Origin of the sequence: Nocardia panacis (assembly GCF_003598715.1) — a bacterium.
Lineage (GTDB): Bacteria > Actinomycetota > Actinomycetes > Mycobacteriales > Mycobacteriaceae > Nocardia > Nocardia panacis.
Genome location: NZ_QZFU01000036.1, coordinates 396794 through 422850, shown reverse-complemented (window position 1 = coordinate 422850; position 26057 = coordinate 396794). Strand labels below are relative to the sequence as shown.

General features: G+C 68.5%; 27 protein-coding genes. 18 read left to right on the top strand and 9 right to left on the bottom strand.

Features of this window, described 5'->3' with window-relative positions; genetic code table 11:
- The first annotated feature begins 120 nt into the window (after positions 1-120).
- Together D5S18_RS27465 and D5S18_RS27460 are read left to right on the top strand one after the other, a co-directional pair.
- Positions 121-1203 carry a saccharopine dehydrogenase family protein gene (locus D5S18_RS27465; protein ID WP_120043975.1) on the top strand — a complete coding sequence of 361 codons (1083 nt, stop codon included), beginning with the start codon at positions 121-123 and terminating at the stop codon, positions 1201-1203.
- A gap of 15 nt (positions 1204-1218) precedes the next feature.
- Positions 1219-1800, top strand: coding sequence for a TetR/AcrR family transcriptional regulator (locus tag D5S18_RS27460; RefSeq protein ID WP_120043974.1), 582 nt, complete (start codon positions 1219-1221; stop codon positions 1798-1800).
- Between the two features lie 70 nt (positions 1801-1870).
- Here the strand turns inward: D5S18_RS27460 and D5S18_RS27455 are convergent, their stop codons facing one another.
- A complete protein-coding gene (locus D5S18_RS27455; RefSeq protein ID WP_203236941.1) occupies positions 1871-2545 on the bottom strand; it encodes an LmbU family transcriptional regulator in 675 nt (224 codons plus the stop codon).
- Positions 2546-2829: 284 nt separating this feature from the next.
- On the opposite strand from D5S18_RS27455, the gene D5S18_RS27450 reads away from it, so the two are divergent.
- Entirely contained in the window at positions 2830-3459 is a 630-nt protein-coding gene (locus D5S18_RS27450; RefSeq protein ID WP_203236940.1) for a peptide deformylase, read from the top strand.
- A gap of 115 nt (positions 3460-3574) precedes the next feature.
- A complete protein-coding gene (locus tag D5S18_RS27445) occupies positions 3575-4747 on the top strand; it encodes an FAD-dependent oxidoreductase (RefSeq protein ID WP_120043972.1) in 1173 nt (390 codons plus the stop codon).
- A gap of 18 nt (positions 4748-4765) precedes the next feature.
- Here the strand turns inward: D5S18_RS27445 and D5S18_RS27440 are convergent, their stop codons facing one another.
- The gene (locus D5S18_RS27440) at positions 4766-6094 is read right to left on the bottom strand and encodes a phosphatase PAP2 family protein (protein WP_282434896.1); all 1329 of its coding nucleotides are present in this window, start codon (positions 6092-6094) and stop codon (positions 4766-4768) included.
- 112 nt (positions 6095-6206) lie between these two features.
- Between D5S18_RS27440 and D5S18_RS27435 the strand changes: the two genes are divergently transcribed.
- Positions 6207-6869 carry a peptidylprolyl isomerase gene (locus tag D5S18_RS27435; protein WP_120043971.1) on the top strand — a complete coding sequence of 221 codons (663 nt, stop codon included), beginning with the start codon at positions 6207-6209 and terminating at the stop codon, positions 6867-6869.
- 4 nt (positions 6870-6873) lie between these two features.
- On the opposite strand, the gene D5S18_RS27430 is transcribed toward D5S18_RS27435, so the two are convergent.
- Positions 6874-7935, bottom strand: coding sequence for a polyprenyl synthetase family protein (locus tag D5S18_RS27430; protein ID WP_120043970.1), 1062 nt, complete (start codon positions 7933-7935; stop codon positions 6874-6876).
- A 267-nt stretch (positions 7936-8202) separates the two neighbouring features.
- Here D5S18_RS27430 and D5S18_RS27425 point away from each other — a divergent pair, with 267 nt between their 5' ends.
- Entirely contained in the window at positions 8203-9237 is a 1035-nt protein-coding gene (locus tag D5S18_RS27425) for a terpene synthase family protein (RefSeq protein WP_120043969.1), read from the top strand.
- Between the two features lie 35 nt (positions 9238-9272).
- Here the strand turns inward: D5S18_RS27425 and D5S18_RS27420 are convergent, their stop codons facing one another.
- Both D5S18_RS27420 and D5S18_RS27415 read right to left on the bottom strand, forming a co-directional pair.
- Complete coding sequence (locus D5S18_RS27420) at positions 9273-10010, bottom strand: hypothetical protein (RefSeq protein ID WP_120043968.1); 738 nt, start codon at positions 10008-10010, stop codon at positions 9273-9275.
- 210 nt (positions 10011-10220) lie between these two features.
- Positions 10221-11510, bottom strand: a complete 1290-nt coding sequence (locus D5S18_RS27415) for a helix-turn-helix domain-containing protein (protein WP_120043967.1) — start codon at positions 11508-11510, stop codon at positions 10221-10223.
- A 255-nt stretch (positions 11511-11765) separates the two neighbouring features.
- On the opposite strand from D5S18_RS27415, the gene D5S18_RS27410 reads away from it, so the two are divergent.
- Positions 11766-13097 carry a cytochrome P450 gene (locus D5S18_RS27410; protein WP_239004028.1) on the top strand — a complete coding sequence of 444 codons (1332 nt, stop codon included), beginning with the start codon at positions 11766-11768 and terminating at the stop codon, positions 13095-13097.
- A 79-nt stretch (positions 13098-13176) separates the two neighbouring features.
- Positions 13177-14349: a glycoside hydrolase family 26 protein gene (locus tag D5S18_RS27405; RefSeq protein ID WP_120043965.1), complete on the top strand. Its 1173-nt coding sequence runs from the start codon at positions 13177-13179 to the stop codon at positions 14347-14349.
- Here D5S18_RS27405 and D5S18_RS27400 read toward each other — a convergent pair.
- Together D5S18_RS27400 and D5S18_RS27395 are read right to left on the bottom strand one after the other, a co-directional pair.
- Positions 14346-14714, bottom strand: a complete 369-nt coding sequence (locus D5S18_RS27400; RefSeq protein ID WP_147404206.1) for a hypothetical protein — start codon at positions 14712-14714, stop codon at positions 14346-14348. The two genes, D5S18_RS27405 and D5S18_RS27400, sit on opposite strands and share 4 nt — an antisense overlap.
- Before the next feature lie 208 nt (positions 14715-14922).
- The gene (locus D5S18_RS27395; RefSeq protein ID WP_120044100.1) at positions 14923-15459 is read right to left on the bottom strand and encodes a DUF8020 domain-containing protein; all 537 of its coding nucleotides are present in this window, start codon (positions 15457-15459) and stop codon (positions 14923-14925) included.
- Positions 15460-15797: 338 nt separating this feature from the next.
- Between D5S18_RS27395 and D5S18_RS27390 the strand changes: the two genes are divergently transcribed.
- Positions 15798-16535 (top strand): MFS transporter, encoded by a 738-nt coding sequence (locus D5S18_RS27390; protein WP_158607995.1) that lies wholly within the window; start codon positions 15798-15800, stop codon positions 16533-16535.
- A gap of 33 nt (positions 16536-16568) precedes the next feature.
- On the top strand, positions 16569-17267 hold the full coding sequence (locus D5S18_RS27385; RefSeq protein ID WP_120043962.1) for a FadR/GntR family transcriptional regulator: 699 nt from the start codon (positions 16569-16571) through the stop codon (positions 17265-17267).
- A 4-nt stretch (positions 17268-17271) separates the two neighbouring features.
- Here D5S18_RS27385 and D5S18_RS27380 read toward each other — a convergent pair whose 3' ends face one another.
- Positions 17272-18474: an MFS transporter gene (locus tag D5S18_RS27380; protein ID WP_120043961.1), complete on the bottom strand. Its 1203-nt coding sequence runs from the start codon at positions 18472-18474 to the stop codon at positions 17272-17274.
- Between the two features lie 243 nt (positions 18475-18717).
- Between D5S18_RS27380 and D5S18_RS27375 the strand changes: the two genes are divergently transcribed.
- From D5S18_RS27375 to D5S18_RS27340, 8 genes are all read left to right on the top strand, one after another.
- On the top strand, positions 18718-19362 hold the full coding sequence (locus tag D5S18_RS27375; protein WP_120043960.1) for a TetR/AcrR family transcriptional regulator: 645 nt from the start codon (positions 18718-18720) through the stop codon (positions 19360-19362).
- A gap of 48 nt (positions 19363-19410) precedes the next feature.
- The gene (locus tag D5S18_RS27370; protein ID WP_120043959.1) at positions 19411-20622 is read left to right on the top strand and encodes a cytochrome P450; all 1212 of its coding nucleotides are present in this window, start codon (positions 19411-19413) and stop codon (positions 20620-20622) included.
- Between the two features lie 130 nt (positions 20623-20752).
- Positions 20753-21334 carry a hypothetical protein gene (locus tag D5S18_RS27365; RefSeq protein ID WP_120043958.1) on the top strand — a complete coding sequence of 194 codons (582 nt, stop codon included), beginning with the start codon at positions 20753-20755 and terminating at the stop codon, positions 21332-21334.
- Positions 21334-21705: a hypothetical protein gene (locus D5S18_RS27360; RefSeq protein ID WP_147404204.1), complete on the top strand. Its 372-nt coding sequence runs from the start codon at positions 21334-21336 to the stop codon at positions 21703-21705. The genes D5S18_RS27365 and D5S18_RS27360 overlap by 1 nt, the downstream gene beginning before the upstream one ends.
- A gap of 80 nt (positions 21706-21785) precedes the next feature.
- A complete protein-coding gene (locus tag D5S18_RS27355) occupies positions 21786-22697 on the top strand; it encodes an MBL fold metallo-hydrolase (RefSeq protein ID WP_120043956.1) in 912 nt (303 codons plus the stop codon).
- A gap of 43 nt (positions 22698-22740) precedes the next feature.
- On the top strand, positions 22741-23145 hold the full coding sequence (locus tag D5S18_RS27350) for a RidA family protein (protein WP_120044099.1): 405 nt from the start codon (positions 22741-22743) through the stop codon (positions 23143-23145).
- A 258-nt stretch (positions 23146-23403) separates the two neighbouring features.
- Entirely contained in the window at positions 23404-23940 is a 537-nt protein-coding gene (locus D5S18_RS27345; RefSeq protein WP_120043955.1) for an EF-hand domain-containing protein, read from the top strand.
- 115 nt (positions 23941-24055) lie between these two features.
- Complete coding sequence (locus D5S18_RS27340) at positions 24056-24997, top strand: FAD-dependent oxidoreductase (RefSeq protein WP_120043954.1); 942 nt, start codon at positions 24056-24058, stop codon at positions 24995-24997.
- Between the two features lie 5 nt (positions 24998-25002).
- Here the strand turns inward: D5S18_RS27340 and D5S18_RS27335 are convergent, their stop codons facing one another.
- A complete protein-coding gene (locus tag D5S18_RS27335; protein ID WP_239004027.1) occupies positions 25003-25977 on the bottom strand; it encodes a TolB-like translocation protein in 975 nt (324 codons plus the stop codon).
- Positions 25978-26057: the final 80 nt, after the last annotated feature.

Below are 26057 nucleotides of genomic sequence, written 5' to 3'. Positions count from 1 at the left end.
TCTTCCCTATCACGGACGGTGATACAGAGTCCAACCGCGTGCGAGCCGCGTCACCGATCGCCGCGACTGTGGCGCGAACCATGCGGCACAGTTTAGGTCGATTGACCTATATTGGTGGCCATGACGGACGAACTGTTTTTCGACGCGCAAGGACCGGTACTCCTCGTCGGTGGCTACGGCACCGTCGGCACGGAGGTCGCGCGGATGGCCGCGCGCGAGTTCCCACTGCTGCTGACCGGTCGCTCACCCGAGCGAGGGCGCGCGCTTGCCACCGAAACCGATGCGGCGCTCCAGGTCTGGGATCTGGCCGATCCGAAGCCGTTCCGGGCCGGGGTGCGGGCCGTGGTGGGTGTGGTCAACGATCCGGACGATCGGGTGCTGCGCGCCGCCATCGCGGGCGGTGTGCCGTTCACGGATGTGACGCGGTGGACGGCACGGATGCAACGGGCCGTCACGGTCGCCGCACTGCTGACCCCGCAGGCGCCGGTGCTGTTGTCCTCGGCGTGGATGGGCGGCGTGACCAGCTTGGTCGCGGCCCACCTGGCCGCGCGGCTCGGCGGGGCCGAACGGGTCGATATCGCGATCCGCTGGGACCTCGCCGACCGGGCCGGCGCGGATTCGGTGGAGTTCATGGACCGGCTCGGCCTCGATTTCGAGGTCGTCACCACCGGCGCGCGGCATATGGTCATGCCGCTGAGCGAGGTCGAGAGCGTCCGTATCGGAGACACCGCGACGAAGGTCGCGCGGCTCGACACTCCCGAACAGTTCACCCTGCCGCTCACCCTCGGCACCGCCACCGCGCGCACCCGCATCGGATTCAGTTCGGGCGCTTCGACTTCCGCGCTGCTGCTGGCGCGGCGCATCGGCCTGTTCCGTTGGGGACGCGGCCCGGCTTTCACCTCGACGCGCCGGTCGCTGCTGTACTCGCCCGGCGAAGGCGGCACCGCGCAGGTTCGCATCGATATCGTCAACGGTGACCGGACGGCGACCGCGCACCTGCGCGATCCGGCGGGTCAAGCGCACCTCACCGCGGTCGGCGCGGTCCTCGGGCTGCGCCGCACCCTGGGCCTCGACGGTGCGCCCGCCGACCCCGGTATCCGTTTCCCGGAGCAGACGCCGCTGCCCGAGCAGGTGCCGGATCAGCTCGCGGAGTACGGTGTCGGGCTGCGGATCGACATGGGCGGCGCGCGTCTCGCCGCGTGAGAAGGGAGCGTCGGGATGAGTGCGGCCACGTCGAAAGGAGAGCGGCGTCGCGGTGCGATCCTGGACATCGCCGAGGGCATCCTGCTCGAATCCGGGCACGGTGAGTTGACGATGCGGGCCGTGGCCGCCGCGGGGAACATTCGGCTGGGTCACCTGCAGTACTACTTCCCGAACCGGGCCGATCTGGTCGGCGCGGTGCTGCGCCGCGCCCTCGACCGATCGTTGCAGCGACTGACACCGCTGCTCACCGAGGCCGAATCCGATGGGGGTGCGAAAGATCTGGTGCGGCTGCTCCTGGCCGAACACGACATCTGCTCGATGCGGCTCTACTCCGAACTGTGGGCATTGGCGAGTCGGGACGAGACGGTGGCGGCGGCGGTGCGCGAGTTCTACCGCGCGTATCAGGAGCAGGTCGCGCAGGTCGTCCGGGCGCGGCGTCCCGAACTGTCCGCCGACGCGTGCGCGGCCCGCGCGCGGGTGTTCACCGCGGTGCTGGAGGGCGCATCCCTGTTTCGCACCGGCATCGCCGCCGAGGCCGACGCCGGCAGCGATGCCGTCCTCATCGACCTGGCGGCGCGGCTGTTCGACCCGGCCTGATCAGCGCGGGGTGCGGGTCTCGGTGGGATCGATGACGGCGTCGAGTCCCTCCGAATGCGGGCCGCCCCCGCTAGTTTCGCGACGGTAGCGCCTCGAGTGCCCTCTCGGCGGCCCGATCGAGGGTGGTGATCACCCATTGGTCGAAATCGATGCCCTGGTACTCGGCGGCCTTGCGCCACGAGGGCAGCCTGCTGCCTTCCAACGAGATGGCGGGGAGTAACGCCACCGCCTTGTCCACCTTCTTCGCGGTCGGCGTTGCGTGCTGCGCCTGCCGGATCTGGGTGCGCAATTGTTTGGTGGTCCAGGTCGACGCGACGGCGCGATCGAGCCAGAGATCCTGCTTCTCGATCGGCAGCGAGGCCACCTCGGCGTGATGCTGGAAACTCAATTGCGCGCGGCGGCGTTCCAGCGGAAAGCGGCGCGACACCCACGCGTAATTTCGCAATGTCTGATATTGCAGTCCGGCGGCGCGAATGGCGCGGTGATAGCGGTCCGGAAAACTGCTCTTGCCGTAGACGAGCCAATCCCCGAGGCACCAGGTGGATGAATCGACGATACCCGAAAGGCGGTGTCCGGCCAGCTCCCACGTCTCGAAGGTCAGTTTATCGGTGATATGCAGTCCCACCTTGGTCATCATGATGCGGTGGGACCGGGGATCGGTGGTATCGAGATCGGTCGATCGTCCCGCCACGGCCAGTCGGCTCGGGCCGATCGCACCTGCTCCTCCGCGATCAATCGTATCCATGCTACGAACTCCCAAATGATTGACGGTTCTCTGTTTTCCATTCGATGTCGGTATTCGCGGAAACTGAATCTCCTCCCGAAAATATCGGTGCCGGTGATCGCGCGCCGCCCCTGTTTCTGGGGGGTGAACGGTCTGCGCCCAGCGATGGGGTGCATACCGGCACCGTAATCCTGGGCCTGCGGGGTTCATCGGGAATCAATGACGAATAAATCGGCAGGGTAGGGCCGTCTCGCGGCGGGTGCCCGACCTGCCGGGGCGGGATGCCCGAGCGGCACAATGTCCGGGTGAATGTTGCCGCAATGGTCGTGGATTTGGTCGAGCGCTATCGGGGTGGTCCGGCGCCGCTGGTCGCGGTGGGTGATCCGGTGGTGCGCCGAATAGCGGAACCGGTTGCCGGACAGGTGGACTCGGAACTGCTGCGGGAGTTGAGCGAAATCATGTTCGCCACCATGCATGCCGCGCCCGGCGTCGGGGTGGCCGCGCCGCAGATCGGGATTCCGCTGCGGCTGGCGGTGCTCGGCGATGCGGCGCGCGGGATCGCACCGGAGGTGGCCGCGGCGCGCGGGCGGGTGGAGTTGGCCGAATTCACCATTGTGAACCCGAGTTACGCGGCCGACGGTCCGGATGTCGGCTTCTATGAGGGGTGTTTGAGCATGCCGGGCTATCAGGCCGTGGTGCGGCGGTCGGAATCGGTGCTCGCGACATTTACCGATCTCGACGGTCGCGAGCATGTCGAGCGGTTCAGTGGCTGGCCCGCGCGGATCTTCCAGCACGAGACCGATCATCTGGCCGGGATCATTTACATCGATAAGGCCGAGACGCGGTCGCTGAGCACCAATGCGGCACTCGGGGAGCGCTGGAGTCAGCCGACGCCGGACGCGGCGGCCGACGCGCTCGGATTCGACCTGCGGTAGTTCTCGATCGACAACCCGAGGTTGACGCTATAGGCTATCGTCAACTTCGAGTTGACGATGACCTTTCTGTCCTCGCCGACATCGAAAGCATCCGATACGGAGAGGAATTCGAGTCATGGGACAGATCGGGAATCGGCGGGCCGTGGTGGTCGGCGCCGGTATCGCCGGGTTGGCGACCGCGCTGCGGTTGCGGCGCGACGGCTGGGATGTGCTCGTCATCGAGCGAGCCGCCGCTCGGCGCAGCAGTGGCTACCTGGTCAATCTCACCGGATACGGCTACGACGCCGCCGAACGACTCGGCCTGCTGCCTGCGCTGACCGCGCGGGATATCGGCTGGTTCACCACCGTGCTGGTCCGCGAGGACGGCGGGACGAAACTCACCGTGCCGCCCGCCCTCGCGCAGGCCGCGCTCGGCGCACGGGCGCTGACCCTTTTCCGAGGTGATCTGGAAACCGTGCTGTACGAGGCGATTCGGGACGAGGTGCCGATCCGGTTCGGCGCCACCGTGGTCGATATCGTCCAGGACGGCACACAGGTGGATGCGACGCTGGACGACGGCACGGTCGAACGGGCCGAGCTGCTGGTCGGCGCGGACGGACTCCACTCGGGCGTGCGCGACCTGATCTTCGGATCGGCGGCGGGCGATCGGGTGGATCTGCGGCATATGGTGGCGGCCTTCCCGCTCGCCCGGCAACCAGGGGTGGTGCCGGAGGGCGCGGGCGCCACCTTCATCGGCCTGCGCCGCTCCGCCTCGGTCATGAACCTCGGCCCGGATCGGTCCTCGACCTTCCTGACCTACCGCACCGATGACGCCGGAACCGACCTGGCGGCAGGCCCGGTCGCGGCCCTCACGGCAATGTTCGGGGACCTCGGCGGCGGCGTCCCCGACGCACTCGCCCAACTCGCGGCGGATCCGTCGAGCGCCTATTTCGATTCGGTGACCCAGGTGGTGCTGCCGCAGTGGAGTCGCGGCCGGGTCGTCCTGCTGGGCGACGCCGCCTGGTGCGTCACCCCGTTCGCGGGTTACGGCGCGGCCTTGGCCCTCACCGGCGCCGATCGCCTCGGTGCGGCCCTCGGGAATGCCGATATCCCCACGGCACTGGCCGAGTGGGCGAACGGGTTGCGACCCGAGGTCGACAAGCGGCAGGCGTTGGCCCGGCGCGGTGCCGTCCAGTACGCGCCACCCACCAAAGCGCATGTCGTCATGAACGAGGTGATGCTGCGCGCCATTCAATGGCCGGTGATCAGCGGTATGGTGCGGCGCTCCGTGCGACGTGCCAACAAATAGCGGCGCGTTGGCGCCGCGCTAGCGTCCGGCCAACTGCCGGGCTGCCGTGTCGACCTCGGAAGGGGTTGTCGCGAACCAGGTTCGGTAGAACAGCGCAACGAGCGCCGCGAGCGCGCCGAGCACCGTGCCGCAGGCCGGGACCGGATGCGCCGCCATGATCTCGGCCCCGTACCGGATGCCGAGCAGCAGTGCGGCGAACAGCGCGGCGCCCGCGGCGACGAGCCTGACGCGGGCGCGATCCCAGCCTCGGTCCGGATCGCGCAGCGCGGATTCCACGGTGAGACAGAGGGTCGCGCCGACGACCAGGTCGATACCGTAGTGCGCGCCGAGGCCGAGGGTCGCGATGAGCGTGCAGACCAGCCAGAACGCACCGCCCCACCGCAACCAGGCAGGCCCGCGCCGGGAATGGATGAACAGTGACAGCGCCCAGGCGGTGTGCAGCGACGGCATGCAGTTGCGCGGTGTGATGGCGTCGAAAGCCAGCGGTGCGGGGGGCTCGGCGGTCGGGATGGCATCGGGCCAGATATTGGCGATCTCGAAGCCGTGACCCATCGGCCCGTAGGCGAGGATCGGCCCGACGACCGGGAATACGACATACCAGATCGGCCCCACCAGCCCGAGCGTCAGGAAGGTGCGCACCAGGTAGTGCCGCGGCCAGCCTCGGGTGGTGACGTGGCGCAGTTGCCATGCCGCCACCACGATGGCCGCCAGCGGCAGTTCGAAGTAGACCCAGCGGACCACGCCCAGCGGTATCGGTCCCGCCGCGTCGAGCGCCTGACCCACCAGCCACGAGGGGTTGCCCAGCGCGTGATCGGCGAGTTCCACATAGGGGTCGAGCACCGTCGGGCAGGCCCACGCGGTGATGTCCAACCAGATCTCGCTGACCTTGGTGGCGAAGATGAGCAGCGCGCCGAAGGTAATGGTGCGCAGGGCCGTTCGTCGTCGGGTCCCCGACCAGCGCAGCACCACCAGTGCCGCGAGCGCGGTGAGCACGATGGTCGGGCCGTTGCCCACGGTGAACGGCCTGCCCTCGAGGGTGCGCACGGTGACGAAGATCGCGTCGATGCCGACGGCGGCGGCCAGTGCGGCGATCCGCTCGCGGTTCGCGAAACCGACCAGGGCGAGCAGGAATCCGGCCCACGGTGTCGTCGCCGACTTCGGTGTGCCCGCGTAGTCGCGCACCAGGCTGGTCAGCGGGCCGAGCGCCGAGATGTGCGCGGCCATCAACTCCCCGCCCACCAGTGCGAAGATCGCCGCCGCTGCCGCGCCCCACATCAGTACCGGCCGCGTTCGGGGCACCGCACCTGCCGCGGCGGTCTGCTCCGCGCGCACATCGTTCACTAGCACCGAGATATCGTAAACACGATGTGAACGAGGTCTGTACGGCCAGTGCATCGGGCATCGTCCGGATTGCGGCTTTTGCCGGACAGATTGCCGGATGTGAGCTAGCTTCCTGGCTATGAAGTCGCGTTTGGGCGCCGTTTTGGCGATTCCCGCCCTGTTGTTCTCCGGATTGTTGGCAGGCGCGGGTCCGGCCGCCGCCGGACCGCCGATCACCCTGTGCTCCTACACGCCGACCCCGGAGAATCCGGCCGCGCGCCCCGTCCAACCGCCCGCGCCGATCGCGCTCGGTATCGGCACGGTCGATGTGACCTTCCATTTCAATTACGGCCCGGTGACCGTGCGCCTGAATCGGGCGGGCGCCGCGCCGTGCGCCGTACAGAATATGGCGAGCCTGGTCGCCCAGCACTTCTTCGACGGCAGTCGCTGCTGGCGACTGACCGACAGCACCCGACTCGGCGTACTCCAGTGCGGTGACCTCTACGAGGTCGAGAAGGGCGGTCCCGGATACAAATTCGCCGATGAGGTGGACGGTTCGGAAACCTACGAGCGCGGCACCCTCGCCATGGGCAATCAGGGGCCGGGCACCAATGGCAGCGAATTCTTCCTCGTGCACTCCTTCGCGCACATTCCCGCCAACTATTCGGTCCTCGGTCGGGTGGTGCGCGGTATGGAGGTATTGGACCGCATGGTGGAGGCGGGAATCATCCCGACCGAGCGCGGCCAACTCGACGGCGAGCCAGCCGCGCCCGTCACCATCGCGGCGGCCGATCTCGGCTGAATCCTCAGCGCTCGCGATCGGTGACCAGGCGGGCGAGCGCGCGGAGATCATCGGCGCGCAGCTCGGCGGGCAGGGCCGCCAGTGCGGTGTCGATGCGTTCGTTGGCATGGCGCAGGGCGGTTTCGCGCCCGCCCGCCGCGGTGACCAGTTCGGTGGCCGCCGCGATTTCGGCGGGGGTCATCGGGAGGCTCGAGCGATAGCGGCCCGCCAGGGTGCGGGCCGCTTCGGTGTCGGTTTCCAGCGCCGCGACGATCGGTAGGGTGCGCTTGCGTCGGACCAGGTCGCGGCCCGCCGGTTTGCCGGTGACGGCGGGATCGCCCCACAGGCCCATGATGTCGTCGACGAACTGGAAGGCGAGACCGAGTTCGCGGCCGAAAGTGTCCAGGGCGGACACGGTTTCGGGGTCCGCTCCGGCGCATAGCGCGCCGAGCGCGGTGGCGCAGCCCATCAGCGCACCGGTCTTGCCCGCGGCCATGGCGATGTACTCGCCCATGGTGACGCCGGTGCGGGTCTCGAATTCGCAATCCTCCTGCTGACCCCGACACACCTCGATCGAGGCGTGTGCCAAGCGGGATACCGCGCCCGCCGTGGTCGCGACCGGCAGACCGGTGCAGACCATGCGAAATGACAAGGTGTGCAGGACATCTCCGAGCAGGATGGCGTCGTTCGCGCCCCAGATCGCCCAGATGGTGGCCCGCCCGCGTCGGGTGCGGTCGCGGTCCATCACATCGTCGTGCACCAGGGTGAAGTTGTGCAGCAATTCTACTGCGGCGGCGGCGCGTTCGGAGTCGGCGCCCCCGCAGGCCGCCGCTGCGGCGCGAGTCAGCGCCGCGCGCAGGGACTTTCCGGAATCCGCTGCCGTCGGGACGCCGCCGACATTCCACCAGCCGAAGTGATATCCGGCCATTCGGCGCAGCGGATCGGGCAGCGCGCCGATGCTCTCGCGCAGGATCGGCTCGCAGGCGCGCCGGGCGGCGAGAAGTAGATCGGGGGCGCGATGATCGGCGGTTCGTGTCGCCGCCGCGCGGCTCGTCTTCGTGGTCGGGCCGAGGGTATTCGCTGTCATGGGATCATCTCCGGTTCGTCGCCGCAGGCCATGTCGCTCTGATGTGGGAAAGCTAGCCGCGCGGAGGTGGCGCGCCGCCAACGCTGTTCGGGTCGTGGCGTCGGGATATCGACGGCCACAAAGGAATCCGGATATCCGGATCGGTGGGCGGTGCGATGGCCGTGGACAACTTTGCGGTGGTGATCGGCCCCTCGCGCGGTTGGGTCGCGGCCGATTCCCGCCGCCTACGGTCCGTGCCGACAGTTCCGAAGCCGAGGAGAATCTTTCATGAGCAGCGAACCCCATGACGGCCGTGTCGCGCACCCCTTCGCCGTGCGGTGCAGTCCGGATCTCGAGCAGTCCCTCGCGCACACCGTCGATTGGCATCTCGGCTACGGCGTGATCGGCGACGCGGAGGGGGCGACCTATCCGATCGACCGGTTCGTCAAGATCGAGACCACCCGCCTGGTCGCGCAGGGCTGGCCCTACGCGCGCGGGGCCGATCTGGATCTGCTGGCCGACTTCATGGGGATGGCGGCCATCACCGACGAACCCTTCGACGGCCCGCTCGGCCGCGACCCGATCCAGACGGCGCACGTGATCTCGCAGGCGGCCGAGATCTTTCACACCGAAGACCGCGCCGACCTGCCGCCCTACCTCGCGGCACTCGCCGATATCTGGGATCGCAGCAGGCAGGGCATGTCCCGCTCCTGGTGCGAGCGCGCCGCCTACAACTACGACCAGTGGCTCTACGCGCATGTGCACGAGGCGCGGGGTCGGGTGCGCGGCACACCGGAGCAGTTCGAGGACTACCTGGTGATCCGGCGCGGCAGCGGTGGTATGGGCATCGTGTTCGACTTCATGGAGCGCACCGGCGGTTTCGAGGTGCCGCCCGCCGCCTTCCACAGTCCGGAACTGCGCCGCATGCGCGATCTGACCGAGGATATCTCGCTGCTCACCAATGATCTGATCTCGGCGCCGAAGGAGGAGATGGTCGGCGATATCGACAATCTGGTGTTGGTGCGCAAACACGAACTCGGCTGTACCCGCGACGAGGCCATGCGGCTCGTGGCCGAGGACACCGAGCAGATGATCGACCGGTTCTGCGCACTGGAGTCGGGTCTGCCCGCGCTGTGCGAGCAGATCGGGCTGGGCGCGGCCGCGACCGACGCGGTGCACCGATACGGCGCGGCCATGCGGCTGTGGCTGGGCGGGTCGATCGACTGGTACTACACCAGCTTCCGCTACTCGCTCGAATACGCGCGCACCCAGAGCCGAACCGCGAACGGGCATCGGGCATGGCAGCTCGCGCCGTCGCGGTGACAGCGGGTCCCCGCGGTAGGGGACCCGCTCCCGGTTTAGTGGACCGCGGCGACCGCCCGCGTCCGGGACGGAAGTCCGTTGCGGCGCATCAGGATCACCGCCGCCACCATGATCCAGATATAGGTGGCCGCCGCACCCGGCAGCACATTGAGCACCGAACCGGGCGACCACGGGCCGGTGGGTACGAACAGCGAGACGAGCGAGGTCAGGTCGATCACCGCGACCAACGCGGCGGCGCGTCCCAAAGGCGCGGGCAGCACGGCGGCGTCGCGCCGATGCGCCGCGGCGACCGCGCACCAGATCAACCCGAGCAGCGCGGTATTCAGTGCGAAGCAGATCTCGGTGAGATTCCACGAATACGTCATGACCATCAGGTCGGCGCGCTCGTCGCCCTGCGCGAATCCGGGATAGCCGCGCCCGGTGATCGCGATGGTCACGAAGGAACTGGCGAAGACGACGGCCGTCCCCGCCGAGGCCGCCGCGCCGCCGATCATCGCGACGCCGCTCAGCGTCACGGTGCGCGCGTGCCGCAGGTAGGCGATCCCCAGCAGCCACACGAACACCACCGACGCGCCGGTGAGCGTCAACCACACCAGGGTGCCGATCTCGCCGAAGTGATTGCCGAGTTCATAGTTCAGGTAGGTGCGTCCGCCGAGATTGTCGTCCGGCCAAGGGAATTGGCCGATGGCGAAGCCGATGATCATGGCGGGCAGTGGCAGCAGGCCGACCACACCGGCCCACCGCAGGTGGTAACGCTCGGATTCGATTTCCATCGCAGACCCTTTCGTCAGCGCCGTCCCGGCGTCGCGATCCGGCGCGGATGCCGGATCCGCAGTGGAGTGTGTTGTCCGCGTGGGTCTTCGCGGCCAAGCCGAGGTGGGAGTGCGGATCGACGCCACAGTGGGAACGCGACAGGGGTGCGGGTGGTCACCGGCGGCCGGTGGCGCGGCGGGTCCAATTCCGCGCCGACCGGCGGACCCAACTCAGACCAGTGCCGCCAGTTCGGCCAGCCTGCGCACCTCGGCGCGCACCAGGTAGTTGTCGCGCCGCAGCAGATGCTGGACGCAGCGGTGCGCGTCCTGGTCGTAGCGGATATCCTCGGCGCACAGGTCGGCGGCCTTGGTCAGGGCCAGTGCGGCGGCCACGTCGTCGCGGCGGTGCACATAGGCGAATGCCTGGCAGATATGGTATTTCGCGCGGCGCGCGGGCAGATAGTCGGCGGCAGGCTCGATAGCGGCGGCTCTGCGGATGGCCTCGTCGGGATTGCTGGCGGCCAAGGCGATCTCGATGCCGGTGATGCCGACCTCGGTGGGGCCGAACGGAATCGCGTGGGTCTCGGTATCCACGCCGAGCGCCTCGGCGGTGCATTGCGCCGTGGCGAGCAGTGCGGTGGGCTCGTGCGAGAGGCGCGCCGCCGCCCCCGCGCGAGCGGCCAGCAGGTGCAGCGCGCCCCACAGTGCCGCGTCGGCCGGATCGCGCGGCCGGGTCGGGGCCAGGCGATGGGCGGCGGCCAGCGCGTAGTCGCGGCATTCGATCGGATAGGAGAGTCCGAGCAGCGCGCTGCCGACATGCCAGGCGCTGGCAGCGGTGAGCCTGCCGTGCGCGATCCGGGTCGAGGTGGCCATGGAGCGGTCGGCGACGGTGGCCGCCATGGTGTGTTCGCCGCAGCCGGTGAGCAATTGGCGCGCCACGTGATAGGTCTGCACCAGCAGTTCGGCCGAGTCGTCGCTGCGCAGTCGCCAGCGGGCGGCGCGGCTGGCGCGCAGGACGGCGGGGAGTCTGCGGGCCAGGCGCGAATAGCGCTGCGGCGAGGCGCTCCAGATGGTGCGGCATTCGCCGAGCGCGGCCGCCAGCAGTGTCGAATCGAATTCGGCCCCTGCGGTGGGGGAGTCGCGATGTCTCGGCGGTGGCGCGGCGAATCGCGTTCCAGGATGGTCGGTTTCGGTGAAGACGGCGTCGTCCTGATAGACGCACAGCGCCGGATGGTCCACGATCACCCGGCGCAGGGCACGCAGGCTGTCGCCGTCCGGTCGCGGCAGCGATCCCGTTGGCGCGTCGATCAATTCGGTGAGATCGTCCACCTGCAGGATCTCGGCGAGCCGCAGCAGGACCTCGATGCTGTCGAGCCTTCTGCGGCCGGATTCCACCAGACGCAGCCATTCCTCGCTGCGTCCGGCCAGATTGGCGACCACCCTGCGGGACAGCCCGCGCCTGCGGCGGCGGATCTCGAGGCGTTCTCCCACAGTCAACCCGATGGTGTTGGGCGCGTTCATCTGTCATCCCCTTTTGAAAGTCGTGACGATGGTGGTGCTGGCGGACAATCGGGGATATTCGCATTCGACCCGGCATCGACCGCCCAATCGATTCCCATAATTGGGAAATTCCGGCGTGCCGCTTACACTGCTTAGCATCTTCGGCTCACGTTTATTCGAGCATCGCTGAATTCTCCTCGCGGACAACAGATTATGTGGTTCCGCCGCTGTGGTTCCGTTCGTCGTTCAGTACGCGCCGTCCTCAGGAGGAAGAGTTTGACCACGCAAAGCTCCATTCCGCTCGCGCCGCGCGCGGTGCCACTGCTCGGCCATACCGTCGCACTGCTGCGTCGCCCCCTGGACTTCCTCGCCGGACTGCCCGCGCACGGGGATCTGGTTCGCATCCGCATCGGCTCGGCCGACGCGGTGGTGGTGTGCGATCCGGTTCTCTTGGATCGGGTCCTGCGCGACGACCGCACCTTCGACAAGGGCGGCCCCCTCTTCGACCGGGCGCGCACGGAGGTCGGCGACAGCCTGCCGGTCTGTCCGCACGCGGTGCACCGCAGACTGCGCCGACTCGTGCAGCCCTCGTTCCAGCGCGTGCGGATGGCGGGCTACGCCGCGATCATGACCGAGCAGATCCGCGCCGTCGTGGACCGCTGGCGCGACGGCCAAACCCTGGACATCCTCGCCGAAACCACCACCATGGCCTCGAAAACCCTTGTGGCCACCATGTTCTCCGATTCCCTTCCCCCGGATCGGTTGCGGCGCATCCTCGATGACCTGCTGATCCTCATGAACGGCATGTACCTGCGCATAATCCTGCCGCCCGCGCTGGGCTGGCTGGCGGGTCCGCGCTACCGGCGCGCGGTGCGGCGACTGCGCGCGCAGATGTCGCGGATCATCGTCGAGCGGCGCGCCGACGAGCGCGATCACGGCGACCTGCTGTCCACCCTGCTCACCGCCCGCGATCCCGAGACGGACGCGGGCTACCTGTCGGACGAGGAGATCATCGGCCAGTTGCTGTCGTTCGTGTGGGCGGGCACCGAGACCACCAGCGGCACCATCGCCTGGGCGCTGCACCTGATCGCCGAACATCCCGAAATCGAGCGCAGACTGTTCGCGGAGGTGGACGCGGTGCTCGGCGGGCGCGCCGCGACCCATGACGACCTCGATCGGCTGGAACTGACCGGGCGCATCGTCAGCGAGACCATGCGGTTGTGGCCCGCCGCCTGGATGCTCAGCCGGGTGACCACAGCGGATGCCGAACTCGGCGACGCGACGATTCCGGCGGGCGCGACGATCATCTTCGGCGCGTACCTCACCCACCACCATCCAGGGCAGCATGCGGCCGATACCTTCGACCCGGATCGGTGGCTGCCGGGAGGTGACGCGCCGCAGCGAAATTCGTATATCCCGTTCAGTTCGGGCGCGCGCAAGTGCATGGGTGACGCCTTCTCGCTGATGGAGGCGACGCTCATGCTGGCGACGATCGCGTCCCGCTGGCGGTTGCGGTCGATACCGGGCAGCCGGGTTCGGCCGAAGGCCACCGCCGTGCTCGCCCCCGCCGGGCTCCGGATGCGGGCACAGGAGCGTTCCCTACCGTGAGAAGCGCCTGAAGCCAGGCGATTTCACCCTTCCACCATCATCTGCATCTCGGGGGGCCAAACCCGAGGGAGCAGAGCGAATGAGATGGTTCGGTGGCCGCGCCGCAGCGGTGTGCGCAGTGTCGGCGGTGGTGGCCGCGCTGTTCGTGGGCGCGAATCCCGGTGCGGCGCGGGCAATGCCCGTCGACCGCGCCGGGGTGCTGGCACTACTGAATGGCTTGCCCGCGCAGAATCGCATCCTGTCCGGACAGCACAATCGCGAGCCGTCGGCGACGCCGTTCGGCTGGAACTGGAATACCGCCCCGGCCGCATCGCTGTACGGGCCGTGGACGCAGAAGGTCGCCGATATCACCGGCGTGCGTCCGGCGGTCTGGAGCGGTGACCTGCTCTACGACGCGCCGTTCACCGACGGCACGTGGCGGCAGGCACTCACCGATCAGGCCATCGCCCAGTGGCGCGCCGGTTCGCTGGTCGCACTGACCTGGCATATGTGCCCGCCGACCACCGGATCGTCGTGCCAGTGGCAGCCCACGAACGCCTCGGATCAGACCGCCGTCAATGGTTCGCTCACCGATGACCAGTGGCAGCGCCTGCTCACCTCGGGCGATCCGCTCAATTCCGCGCTGCTGAGTCGTTTCGACGAGGCGCTGCCCTACCTCACCCAGTTGCGTGCGGCCGGAGTTCCCGTGCTGCTGCGACCTTTTCACGAAATGAACGACGGTTGGGCCTGGTGGGGGACGACCATCGGAACCAGTACGCGCCGGCAGCAGTCCTGGCGTGCCGCGCTGTTCCGGCTCATGCACGACTACTACGCGGGCAAAGGGCTGGACAACCTGATCTGGGTCTGGGCGCTCAAGGATGTGGCGGGCGCGCAGAACCGGGATGCGACCGCCGAATATCCCGGTGACGCCTACGTCGATGTGCTCGGACTCGACCTGTGGTGGAATCGGCAGGCACCCGCGGACTGGTACAGCGACCTGCACAATGTCGCGCCGAACAAGCCGATGGCGCTCACCGAAGTGGCCCAGTTGCCCACCGCGGGCACCCTCGCCGCGCAGCCGCTGTGGGCCTACGCCGTGGCCTGGGCGGAATACAGCAACACCGATTGTCAGCCGATCACCGTCGGCGACGGGTCCTCGCTGTGCCTGGGCTACACCGACCCGGCGACGGGCGCGTTGGTCAACTACAACACCAACCAGGGCACCAAGGACTTCTACTACCGCGGCAACACCCTGCGCCAGGGACAGTTCTAGAACGGGCAGCCGACGCCCGCGGCGACCTCGATGCGCAGCGTCTTCTCGCTGCCGATCTGAGCGGCGTGCAGGTTGTGCCTGCCGGGAGTGCTCGGGGTCCACCGCGCCCGCACCTCGCCGGAGGCGCCCACCTGCACCGCGCCCGCCGGATCGAACAATCCGTCCTGACTGTCGTAGAAACTCAAGTACTCGCCCGGCCCGGCGTGCGCGATCACGGTGTAGGTGCATCCGGTGCCGAATCCCGGCATCGGGCCGGGCATGACATCGAATCCGGTGATCGATGCCGACGCGGTGGGGGCGGCCAGCATCAGTGCCGCCGCGGTCACGCCCAATGCTGCGCAGACAAGTCTGCTCGAACCAATCATCGGAGAACCTTTCGCGCCACCATCCTGAACTGCGGACATAACGCCCGCACCCCGAGGGTACCGAGTCCGTTCGTCTCGGCCGCCGCCCTCGGTTCGCGGAGTTGGGGGGCGGCCGCGGGGGCGGCGCGGACAGCTCGAAGCGCCGTCGCGTGGACCCGCGACGGCGCTTCGACGATTTTCCAGGCGCCCTTTACGAAGGCGGCTCCTTTTAGGGGGTGGCGTAGCCGATGAGCGCGCCGAGGCCCGCGCCGATCGGCACTGTGACCAATGCGCCGACACCGCCGAGGAAGAAGCCGATCACCGCGCCGATACCGGCGCCGACCAGCGCGCCGACACCCGCGTTGTACTGCTTGCGGGCAATGGTGTCGGAGGCCGCGTCGATGGCCTGCACCGTCCGGTCGGACTGCGGGGTGAGGGTGAGGGTGCGGCCGTCGTCGGCCAGGGTCGCGGCGAGGCCGACGGTGCCCGCGGTCGACCGCAGCGCGAGCGGGACGGTGGCCACGATCGCGCCGGTGGCGTCGGTGAGCGCGATGGCCTGACCGTCGGGGGTGGGCGCGAACCGCCCCGAGGTGACGGTGGTGCTCAGGCCCGCCCGGTCCGCGGTGGGCGCGACGAGGTAGCCGACACCGTGGTCGACGCCCGCGATGCCTGGACCGGGCAGCGGCTGGGCCTGCACGGCGCCCGCCGCGATACCGGTGGCGCAGGCCGCGAGTACGGCCGTCGCGGCGAACTTGCTGGGTCTCATGGTATTTCCCCACATTCCGTCGGCTGTGTGCCGACACATCCCCTGTCGGCCGAACTTCGACCGACCCCATTTTCACTCAGCCGATCCGTCGCGGCGTGGGTTTTTGATCACACCGCGCGCGAGACTGAGCCAGGACCCAGAGCCGCGAAAGCGCTTTTGCCGCAATACCGGGTCCCAGCGGCGACACCTCGGCCGCGATCGTCGCGGCGGGCGGGAACGACGCCGATCGAGCGCTAGTCGGTGAAATGTCCGGTGGCCAGGGCGTCTTCGCGTAGTCGGTCCGGGAATCCCGGTCCGAGGCGCGCGCTCACCTCGGCGAGGTGCAGGGGTTCGCGGCAGTGGGCGCACACCATGCCGTACTCGCCGCGCACCTGGGCTGGCGGCCCACCCTCGTCGTCCTCGCCCTGGTATTGGCCGCTGTGACGTTGCCGCTGCGTTGGCTGTGCCTCACCCCGCCCTGGTCGCCACACCATGGGCACACCCGCGAGCGGGGTGCGACGCATATCCGCGCCGTCGCGGGTTCGCGTGCCTTCGCCTTGTTGACGGCGGCGAGTTGCCTTACCGCCCTTGCCATCTACGGTGCGACCAGCAATCTCGTCCCGCTGCTCGTCGACCGAGGCGTCGACGGTCGCACCGCCGCGACCGTCCTCGGGCTCTGCGGCGCGGGACAACTCCTGGGCCGCCTCGGCTACCCGGCATTGGCCCGCCGCACGCACCCGCCCGCGCGCACCGCCGTCGTCATGTCGACCGCGTGTCTGGCCGCGGTGCTGCTCGCGGCGGTGCCCGGACCGCTCCCGATGCTCGTCGGGGTTTCCGTATTCGCGGGCGCCGCGCGCGGAGCGCTTACCCTTGTGCAGGCCACTGCCGTCAGCGACCGTTGGGGCACAAGAGATTTCGCCACCCTCAATGCTCTGGCCTGCACACCCGCCGCACTGGCCGTCGCCCTCGGCCCGGCCACCGGAACTTTCCTCGCCAATTCCGTCGGCGGATATCCGACTGCCTGCGCCCTGCTGGGTTGCGCGGCTGCGTTCGGGGCCTTGCTGGCGCTCGGTACGAAAGTCGATAGGGTCCTATGAGGACCAGATGAGCGGGGGCCGCGGAGGTGGGCGATGACTGTTCGGCCGGTACAGGCGCGATCCTTGGTGGCGCAGGCCAGTGCGGAATTGTCGCGCCTGATCGAGGCGGGGGAATGGCGGGTCGGCGCCCGGATTCCCAATGAGCAGGAACTGAGTCGGCTGCTCGGAGTGGGGCGATCGACCAGCCGGGAGGCGGTGCGCGCGCTGATCGCGTCCGGGCAGCTGCGCTCGCGGCACGGATCGGGCACGTATGTGGTTTCGGTGAAACCGGTTTCGGACTTCGATCGGCACCTGTTGCGCTCGGATGTGGCGCAGGTGTACGAGGTGCGATTGATGCTCGAGGTGGAGGCGGCCCGGCTCGCGGCGCGCCGCCGGACCGAGGCGGATATCGAGGTATTGAAAGACGCACTGCGGCAACGCGAGTCGGCCGATGAGCCGGCGAAGGTGGTCGAGGCCGACCTGCGCCTGCACGCGGCGGTGGTGGCCGCCGCGCACAACGAGGTTCTCTCGGCTCTGTATGCCTCCTTCACCGGCGCACTGCGCGGCGCGGCCGAAAAGGTGGTCGGCACACCGGAATTCCGCGACACCGTGCACCGGCGCCATGACGAGCAGTCGCACGCCCGCCTGATCGCGGCCATCGAATCCGGTGACGCGCGGTCCGCCGCCGCGGCGGCCCGGCGCACCATGTCCAGCGCGATCGACGCCCACCTGGGCGCCGTCACGCCCTTCTGAATGCTCAGCGTTCCGCGGCGACGAGCAGTTCGCGTTCGTGTTCGGAGACGGTCGCGGGCGGCACCCGATCGCGCAGGGTGAACGCGGCGATGGTCGACACGACCAGCACGGCTGCCGCGGTGGCGATCGCGCCGCGCGGTCCGACGTGGTCGGCCAGGATGCCGAACAGCGGGGAGGCCAGGCCGCCGACCGACATGGCCAGGCCGAGGGTGACGCCACTGGCGGAGCCGGGGCGGGTGGGCAGATAGTCCTGGGCGAGGGTGACCTGTGGAGCGAAGGGCAGGAACATGGCCAGGCCGACCAGGGCGATGGCCAACGCCGCCCACACCGTGGATTGCGCGAGGGTCAGGACCAGCAGTGCGGGCGGGGCCATCAGGTAGCCCGCGCGGATGGCGATGCGACGTCCGTAGCGGTCGGCGAGCGCCCCGCCGACCAGCGTGCCGACCGCGCCCGCCACCGTGAACAGCGAAAGTGTCAGCGCGGCGACGGATTTGGATGATCCGAGGGTGTGGATCAGGAAGGGCGAGGCCATGGACATGGTGATGACATAGGGCACCGACCAGCAGACCGTCACCAGGACCAGTCGCCCGAAGGCGGGCCAGTCGTCGTGGCCGCGGCGCTGTTCGGCGGTCGCCGCGATGGGCGCGGCCATCACGTAGCCCCGGTAGCGATACCACGGTTTCTGCAGCGTCCACAGCAGACCGACCACGATCGCGGGCACCGCGAGCAGGTAGCCGCCGGAGAGTCCGAGCCCGCCGACGACGAGGGTCACCAGCGGCGGTGCGAGCGAGGCGCCGACGGTGCCGCCGACGGAGAAGGCGCTCATGGCGAACTGCGAGGGTCCGCCCGCCGCGCGGGCCGCATTGGTGGCGGGCGGATGGTAGGCGGAGATCCCGATTCCCGCGATGGCCACGCACACCCAGGTGAGCAGATATCCGGAGCTCATCGCGGCGCAGGCGATTCCGGCGGCGGCGACCAGGAATCCGGCCGGTATCAGCCAGTTTCGCTGGCGGCGGTCGACGATCATGCCGAAGATCGGCTGGGTGAGGCTCGACAATCCGGTGGCGGCCAAGGTGATTCCGGCGACCGCCGAGTAGCTGTAGCCGCGTTCGGACATCAGGAATGGCAGCAGCGCGGGCACCGCCCCCTGATAGAGGTCATTGACCACGTGCGTTCCCGTCAGGAACGCGACTTGACCCCGTTTCACAGCATTTCTCCCTTATTTCTGCCGCAGTCGCGGTGCTTTCGATGGTGCTCGGCAGATCGGGCGGGCGGATCGCGCCGCGCCCTCGCCGAGATCTGATTCATCAGGTCCTCTGAGGACTTGACGATAGCAACGAGTTCGCGGTGTGGATAAGGTCTGCCTAAGTGTTTGTGCCGGAGTTCACATGTCGACGGACTGTCCCCGGAATAGGGATCCCCCGGCCGACGCGGCATTTTAGGGTGGGGCATGTCTTCGACCACGCGACGTCCACGCGCCGATGCGGTGCGCAATATCGAGAAGATCCTGGTGGCGGCGCGGGCGGTGTTCTCCGAGCGCGGCGCGCGGGCGCAGTTGGGGGAGGTGGCGGCCGCGGCGGGGGTGAGCGAGGCGACGCTGTATCGACACTTCGCCGGTCGCGAGGAGTTGATTCTCGAGGTGCTGCGGCGGCGCTTCGCCGAGGATGTCGCGCCGGTTGCCGCGCTGGCGCTGCAGCGGGCCGATCCGTGGCAGGCGATGGTGGACATGCTCGAGGTGGTGCTCGAGGTCGCCGAGCGCGAACAGCACACCTTCGCCGCCGCGCTGTCGCCGGATATCTTCGCGGAGTTGGCCGTTCGCTATTTCGAGGACTTCGGCACGGTGTTGCGCCGGGCGCAGGAGGCCGGAGTGGTGCGCGCGGATCTGGTCGCCGCGGATCTGCCGCGGTTGACCACCATGTTGATCGCGGCGCAGCGGCTCGGCGGGGCCGCCGATGCCATGTTCCTCGGAATGGGAAGTGCGGGAGGCGGTTCCGGCAACGGTTGGCGCCGGTATTTGGCGCTGCTGCTGGACGCGATGCGTCCCGCTGCCGCCACCGCGCTGCCGCCGTTTGTGCTACCGTCGGATCCCCGTTAATTGAGAGTTGGCTCTCAATTACAGCTTCGTTATCGAGACAGGGATTCGATGCCGCATTCCGCGCGCGTTCCGTTCTACCGCTGGCGTGACCGTTTCGACCCCCATCCCGCTCTGGCCCGGCTACGCGAGACCGAACCGGTCAGTCGCGTCACGTTTCCGATGGGTCCGCTCTCGGTGCCGGTATGGCTGGTCACCCGGTACTCCGATGTCCGCGAGGTGCTGAATAATCCCGCGCTGTACAGCAACTCGGCCGATCGGATGGCCGAGCACGTGGCCGCCGCACTGGGCAACGACGCCGCACTGCGCCTGCGCGAGCTGACACCCGGCCCGCTGGTGGTGGCCGATCCGCCCGACCACACCCGGCTGCGGCGGGTGCTGGCCCCGGAATTCACCGTGTCGCGGATGCGGCGGTTGCGGCCGCGCATCGAGGAGATCGTCACCGGACACCTGGACGCGATGGCCCTGCACGGCGGCCCGGTGGACCTGGTCGAATCCTTCGCGCTCCCGGTGCCGTCGCTGGTGATCTGCGAACTGCTCGGCGTGCCCTATGCCGACCGTGCCGATTTCCAGCGGCGCGGCGCGGCGCAATTGGACCGCACCATCGGCGAGGCCCGTCGCGCCGCCGCCGCGGCCGAATCCCGGTCCTATATGGCGGAATTCGTGCGATTGCAGCGGGCCGATCCCGGATCCGGGCTGCTCGGCGCACTGGTGCGCGAACACGGGGACGAACTCACCGACGCGGACCTGATCGGCCTGGGCGTCCTGCTGCTCATCGCCGGACACGAGACCACCGCCAGCATGCTCGCCCTCGGCACGCTGTTGCTACTGCAACATCGGCAACAGTGGGCGATGCTGGCCGATGGGCGGGCCGAGCCGGATCGGGCGGTCGAGGAACTGCTGCGCCACCTGTCGGTCGTGCACCATCCCGGTCTGCGAACGGCCCTGCGGGATACGGTGATCGGCGATATCGCGATCGCGCGGGGTGAGATGGTGCTGTGCTCCATACCTGCCGCCAACCGTGATCCGGAACTCGGCCCGGATCTGTTCGATATCTCCCGAAAGTCCAATGGCCACTTGGCCTTCGGGCACGGCATCCACTACTGCGTCGGCGCACCGCTGGCGCGGTTGGAAATGCGGATCGCCCTGGTCGAACTGATTCGCCGGTTTCCCACTCTGCGTTTGGCCGTGCCGTCGGAAGAGCTTGCCTTTCGGCCGGATTCGGTGGTCTACGGTGTGACGAAGCTACCCGTCGAGTGGTAGGGCGCGCGCAAACGCGCGCGAGCCCCTAGCATCCGAGGGTATGCGGCGAAGACGATGGCTGCGGGCTGAGCTATGGCTGCGAGCCGCGATGTGTTTGGTGGTCCTGGGGACGGCTGGTTGCGTTGGGGCGGTGCAACGGCCGGATTTCGAACAGCAGCTGCGGTCGCGCGGTGGCGGACTGGTGAGCGACCTGCCCGGCGGCGCGTTGGCCGCACTGCGCGAACGCCTGGGAGCGGCCGATATTCAGGCGGGCGTGATTCTGCTCGCCGCGCCGAACACCGCCCAGTTCCGGTTGGTGCTTTTCGATCAACCGCCGCAGCTCACCCGCTTCCTGTCCGATCGGCCCGAGATCGGTGCGCGACAGGCGGTGGCGCGGTTGCGGATTCGTCCGCCGGGCGCGTCCCGCGCGCTGGACGACTATTCGTTCACCCTGGGGGCGCTGAGCGCGCCGGAACCGGTTCGTGTTTCGGCGCGCGACGATCTGGACGGCGAGAGCTTCGCTGTGAGCGAGGTGCCCGGCCTCGGCCGGATCGAGGAGATCGTGGATACCGCCATCGCCCGCGGCGAGGTGCCCGGCGGCGAGGTGACCGCGCTGGTGGTCGGCCGCTTCGGTCGTGAGATCCGCATCGTGACCAATGTGGTCTCGCCCCGCACGGAGGCGGTCGTCGAATTCGACCGCACCGGCGCGTATCTGCGGACCCGGCAGGCGTGATGTCCGAATTCCGCGTGCTGAAGGCGATTTCGGTGGCCGCGTCGGCGACGCCGCTCACGCTGGTCGTCCCCGTGGCGATCTGGCCGGGTGAGGCCGAGTTGACCGCGCCGCTGTTCTGCGGCGCACCGTACCGCGAGCCGATCGTGGTCGCCGACACCACCCACGATTCGGAGGGCACCTCGGTCAACTACACCCTCTACTGCGCCACCTCGCGCGGCGCGGTCACCGACCAGGGATTCGTCCTCCCCTTCCTTGTTCTCATGGCCGCCCATTTCGTGCTCATCGCGACGGCGATCCTGGTCGGCGCGCTGCTGTCGCGTCGTCGCGGCGAACCACCCCGAATCGCCGCGCCGGACGTGGTCGAATTCTGACTCCCGTTAACCGGGAGATAACCGGGTAGGGTGCCAGGGGAATTCGGACGATAAGGACGCGGCACGAGGAAGGGCACAGCATGAGGTTCGGCAAGGGGATGGCCGCACTGGCCGCCATCGGTATCGCGGCGGCGACGGCGTCGTGCGGGTCGAACGACTCGAACGGCACCGAGAAATCCGGAAACGAATTGCGGTGGACCGCGATTCGCGCGAACGAGGCCGGATTCGACCGCGCCCCCGTCATCCTCACGGCCGGTGCGGAATCGGTGCTCGTCGACGGCGGATTCACCCTCTCGGACGGTAAAGCCCTCGCCGATCGGATCAATACCATCGGTCAGCCGCTGAGCACCGTCTTCGTCACCTCCAGCGATCCGGACTACTACTTCGGGCTGCGCCCGGTGACGAGCGCCTTCCCGCAGGCCAAGGTGCTCGCACCCGAGGATGTGGTGGCGGCCGTGCACGGGAATGTCGAAGGCAAGATCGCCACCTGGTCCCCGCAATTGGGCGACAATGGCCCGCGTGCGGTCGCCGACGTGGTCATCGCGCAACCCAGTGCGCAAACCGCTCTCACGGTCGGCGGTCACACCCTCGATATCGTGCGCGCCGACAACCTGGGGGACCGCTACTACCTGTGGTCGCAGGATCTGCGAGCCATCTTCGGCGGTAATCTCGTCGCCTCCGGCGAACACCTGTTCATCGCCGACCTGCCCGCATCGGCACAGCGCAAGCAGTGGATCGCCAACCTCGACACCATGATCGCGCGCGATCCGAAGATCGTCGTCGCGGGCCACGCCCCAGCGGGCGCCGACAACGGGATCGCGGCGCTGCGCTTCACCCGCGACTACCTCCTCGCCTTCAACGAGGCCGAGGCCGCAGCGGGCAACAGCGCCGACCTCATCGCCGCCATGAAGCAGCGCTATCCCGGCCTGCCCGGTGAGAGTTCGCTGGAGTTGAGCGCGAAGGTCGTGAAGGGCGAGATGCAGTGGGGGTGAACCGAACCGGTTCTTGTCGGCCCCCTTCTCTAGAGTGCCCGGCGTGACCGATATTCAGTTGCTGCGCCCCGAGGGGCTTGTTGTCTCCCCCGCGTTCAGCCATGTCGCGGTGGTTCCGCCGGGCGCCACCACGGTGTACATCGGCGGTCAGAATGCCGTCGACGCGAGCGGAGCGCTGATCGGCGGCGATGATGTCGCCGCGCAGGCCCGGCGGGCCATGGAGAATGTCGGGATCGCGCTGGCGGCGGCCGGGCTGGGTTTCGAACATCTGGTGCAGACGACGGTGCTGCTGGTCGATGGTGTCGATGTGCGGGCGGCCTATGGCGCGGCGGCGGCCGCGCTGGCCGTATGTCCGCAACCGCCGCTGGTCACTGCGGCGCTGGTCGCCAAGCTGGGTGTGCCCGGCGCGCTGGTGGAGGTGGCGGCCGTCGCGGCCGTGGTGCGCTGAATCGGCCGGTGATCGGATCGGCCCGCGATTCGGTCACCCGCCCTACCGGATGGATATCCGTGTTTCAGAATACTGAAACGTAGTGATTCGAAATGTGGGGCGGACCGGTCGGAATTCGATCGGTCCGTTCAATCTTCCTGTCTTGCAGATGATCTAGATCCAGTAACCTGCTCGCGATCGTGCGTTCCAGCCCCGAATCGAAAGCTACATAATAAGATAGCGAGTGTCAGATCGACGCACATCGAGGGAAGGCATGTCATGGCAACCGCACTGCAGAATCAGAAATTCAGCGTGCTTTTCGATCGTTTCGACGCCGACCAGAACGGCAAGATCGACCAAACCGATATCGATCTCATCGTCCAGGGCTGGTGCACGACCTTCGAGATCGCGCCCGGCACCCCGAAGTGGCGCACCATGGTGGGCCATGCCAACAAGCTCTGGCAGGACCTGCTCGGCCACGCCGACACCGATGGCGACAAGGAGGTCAGCCGGGAGGAGTGGGTGAACAGCATGGACAAGCCCGAATTCCTGGAGGACGTGCTCATCCCGTTCGCGCTGGCGACCTATGAGCTGGCCGATACCGATGGCGACGGACGGGTCAGCCGCGAGGAGATGGACCGGGCGCAGCAGCACAGTGGCATGTCGCCGGAGGATCGGGCGCAGTCGTTCGCCGTGCTCGATATCGATGGTGACGGCTACGTCACCAAGGAGGAGTTCACGACGGCGGCCCGCGATTTCTTCCTCAGCACCGATGCGAACGCGCCGGGAAACCTGCTGGCCGGAAAGTTGGGCTGAGGGCCGCGCGGTATCGGCGGGTGGAGCCGATTCCACCCGCCGAACATTTGCCGCGGGTCGAATCCCGCTTCGGGACAGGGCTGTTCAGTAGCGGGTAGCCGGTAGCATCCGGCGGGTGCGCGTTGTGGTGATCGGTTCGGGAATCATTGGGCTGTCAGTGGCCGAGCGTTTGCTGGCGGATGGTCACGAAGTCACGGTGGTGAGTGCCGACGAGATCACGCGCACGGCCTCGTATTTGGCCGCGGCGGTGTGGTTTCCGACGGCGGTGGGGCCGGGGGAGCGGGTGGGGCAGTGGGGGCGCGACACCTTCGAGCACTGGGAGCGGGTACAGGCTCCGGGTGTGCGAATGTGCGAGTCGTTGGCGCTGTACCGGGCGGAGATACCCGCGCCGGCCTGGGCCGGGAGCGTGCGTGGGTTCCGGCCTGCCCGTGCCGATGAGCTGCCCGCGGGCTATCGGTTCGGATTTCGATTCGCGGTGCCGCTGGTCGAGATGCCGGTGTATCTGCCGTATCTGCGGGGCCGGGTCGATGCGGCGGGGGCGCGATGGGTCCGTCGAACCGTGCGCGAGTTGGCCGAGGTGGTCGACCTGAAGCCGGACGCGGTGGTCAACTGCACCGGCCTCGGTGCGCGGGAACTGGTGGGCGACAAATCGATTCGTCCGATTCGGGGGCAGATCGTGCGGGTGGCCAACCCCGGTGTCACCATGTCGGTGCGCGATGAGGGTCATCCGCTGGGGCGGGCCTATGTGCATCCGCGCGCGCACGATTGTGTGCTGGGCGGAACCCTCGATGCGGGGGAGTGGGACCTGACACCGAATCCCGAACTGACGCGGTCGATTCTGGACCGCTGCCGGGATCTGGTGCCGCAACTGGCCCGGAGCGAGGTATTGGAGACGCTCGTCGGGCTGCGACCGGGCCGCGACGAGGTGCGGCTCGAGATCGACCACACCTGTCTGCCCGCAATCCCGGTGATTCACAACTATGGGCACGGCGGTTCTGGCATGACCATCGGATACGGCTGCGCCCGCGAGGTCGCCGCACTCCTCGCGGGGTTGTGAACCGATCAGGTGGTCTTTGCCGGAATGCGCCAGATGCCGGTGGGGGCGGTCCCGTCGCCGCCGGATTCGAAGGCGATCCACTTGCCGTCCGGTGACCAACTCGGCGCACCGTCGTACACCTCGGAGGTGGTGACGCGAATCGGACTGCCGGTTCCGTCCGTGCGGCGCACGTAGATCTGGGCGTGCGCGGTGCGCGCGTGATCGGAGGAGTACACCACCCAGTCGCCGTTCGGGCCGAAGCTCGCATCGGTGTCCTCGTCGTTACCGCTGCTCAGCGCGGTGACCGGACCGCCGTCGGGGCCGATGGTCGCCAGATGCCAGCCGCCGCTCGCGCTCCGGGTCTGGAAGACGATCTTGTTTCCCGCCGGTGACCAGTTCGGCTGGCGATTGTCGGTGCCCGAACCCGGACCGTCGACCAGCAGCACGGGAGCGCCGCCCGCGGTGCGCACCTTCCAGATGCTCCCGCGCGAGGTATTGCCCGCCTGATTGTCGTTGTCCTGGAAGACGATCCAATCGCCCGCGGGAGCGAAGCTCGGTTCGGTGTAGTGGCTCGTCCCCGAGTGGGTGGTGACTTTGGTCGGCTGCTGACCCGGCTTCATGGTCCAGATCTCGTCGCGATCGGAGGCGTCGTAGGCGAAGGTGATCAAGCCGTTCGCGGCATTCCACGCGGCGCCCGGCAGATTCACCGCGGCTTGATCTCCGTTCTGCAACAGGGTCTGCGGGGCGCCACCGGAACTCGGCATGAGATTCAGGCTCGCCCCGCCCGCGTTGTACCCCGCGCGGAACTGGGTGAACAGCAGGTTCGCCCCGTCGGGCGAGTATGCCGGATTCTGGGCGCTGGCAGGGCCGCTCGGCTGGTAGAGCGGTTCCGCGTTGTCCGACCGGCCCGGCGCGGCGCCTGCTTCGGTCGGGTCGTACTGACCGGTGAGGCAGCCCGCGAGCGCGATGGCCGCCGGGGCGATGGAGGTTCTTCTCGGCACGAATTCACCGTAGCGAGGACTCATTTCGAACCTTCCCTGGACGGAGAACGCGGTCCGGTCGAGCGTATCGGCGTACGCCT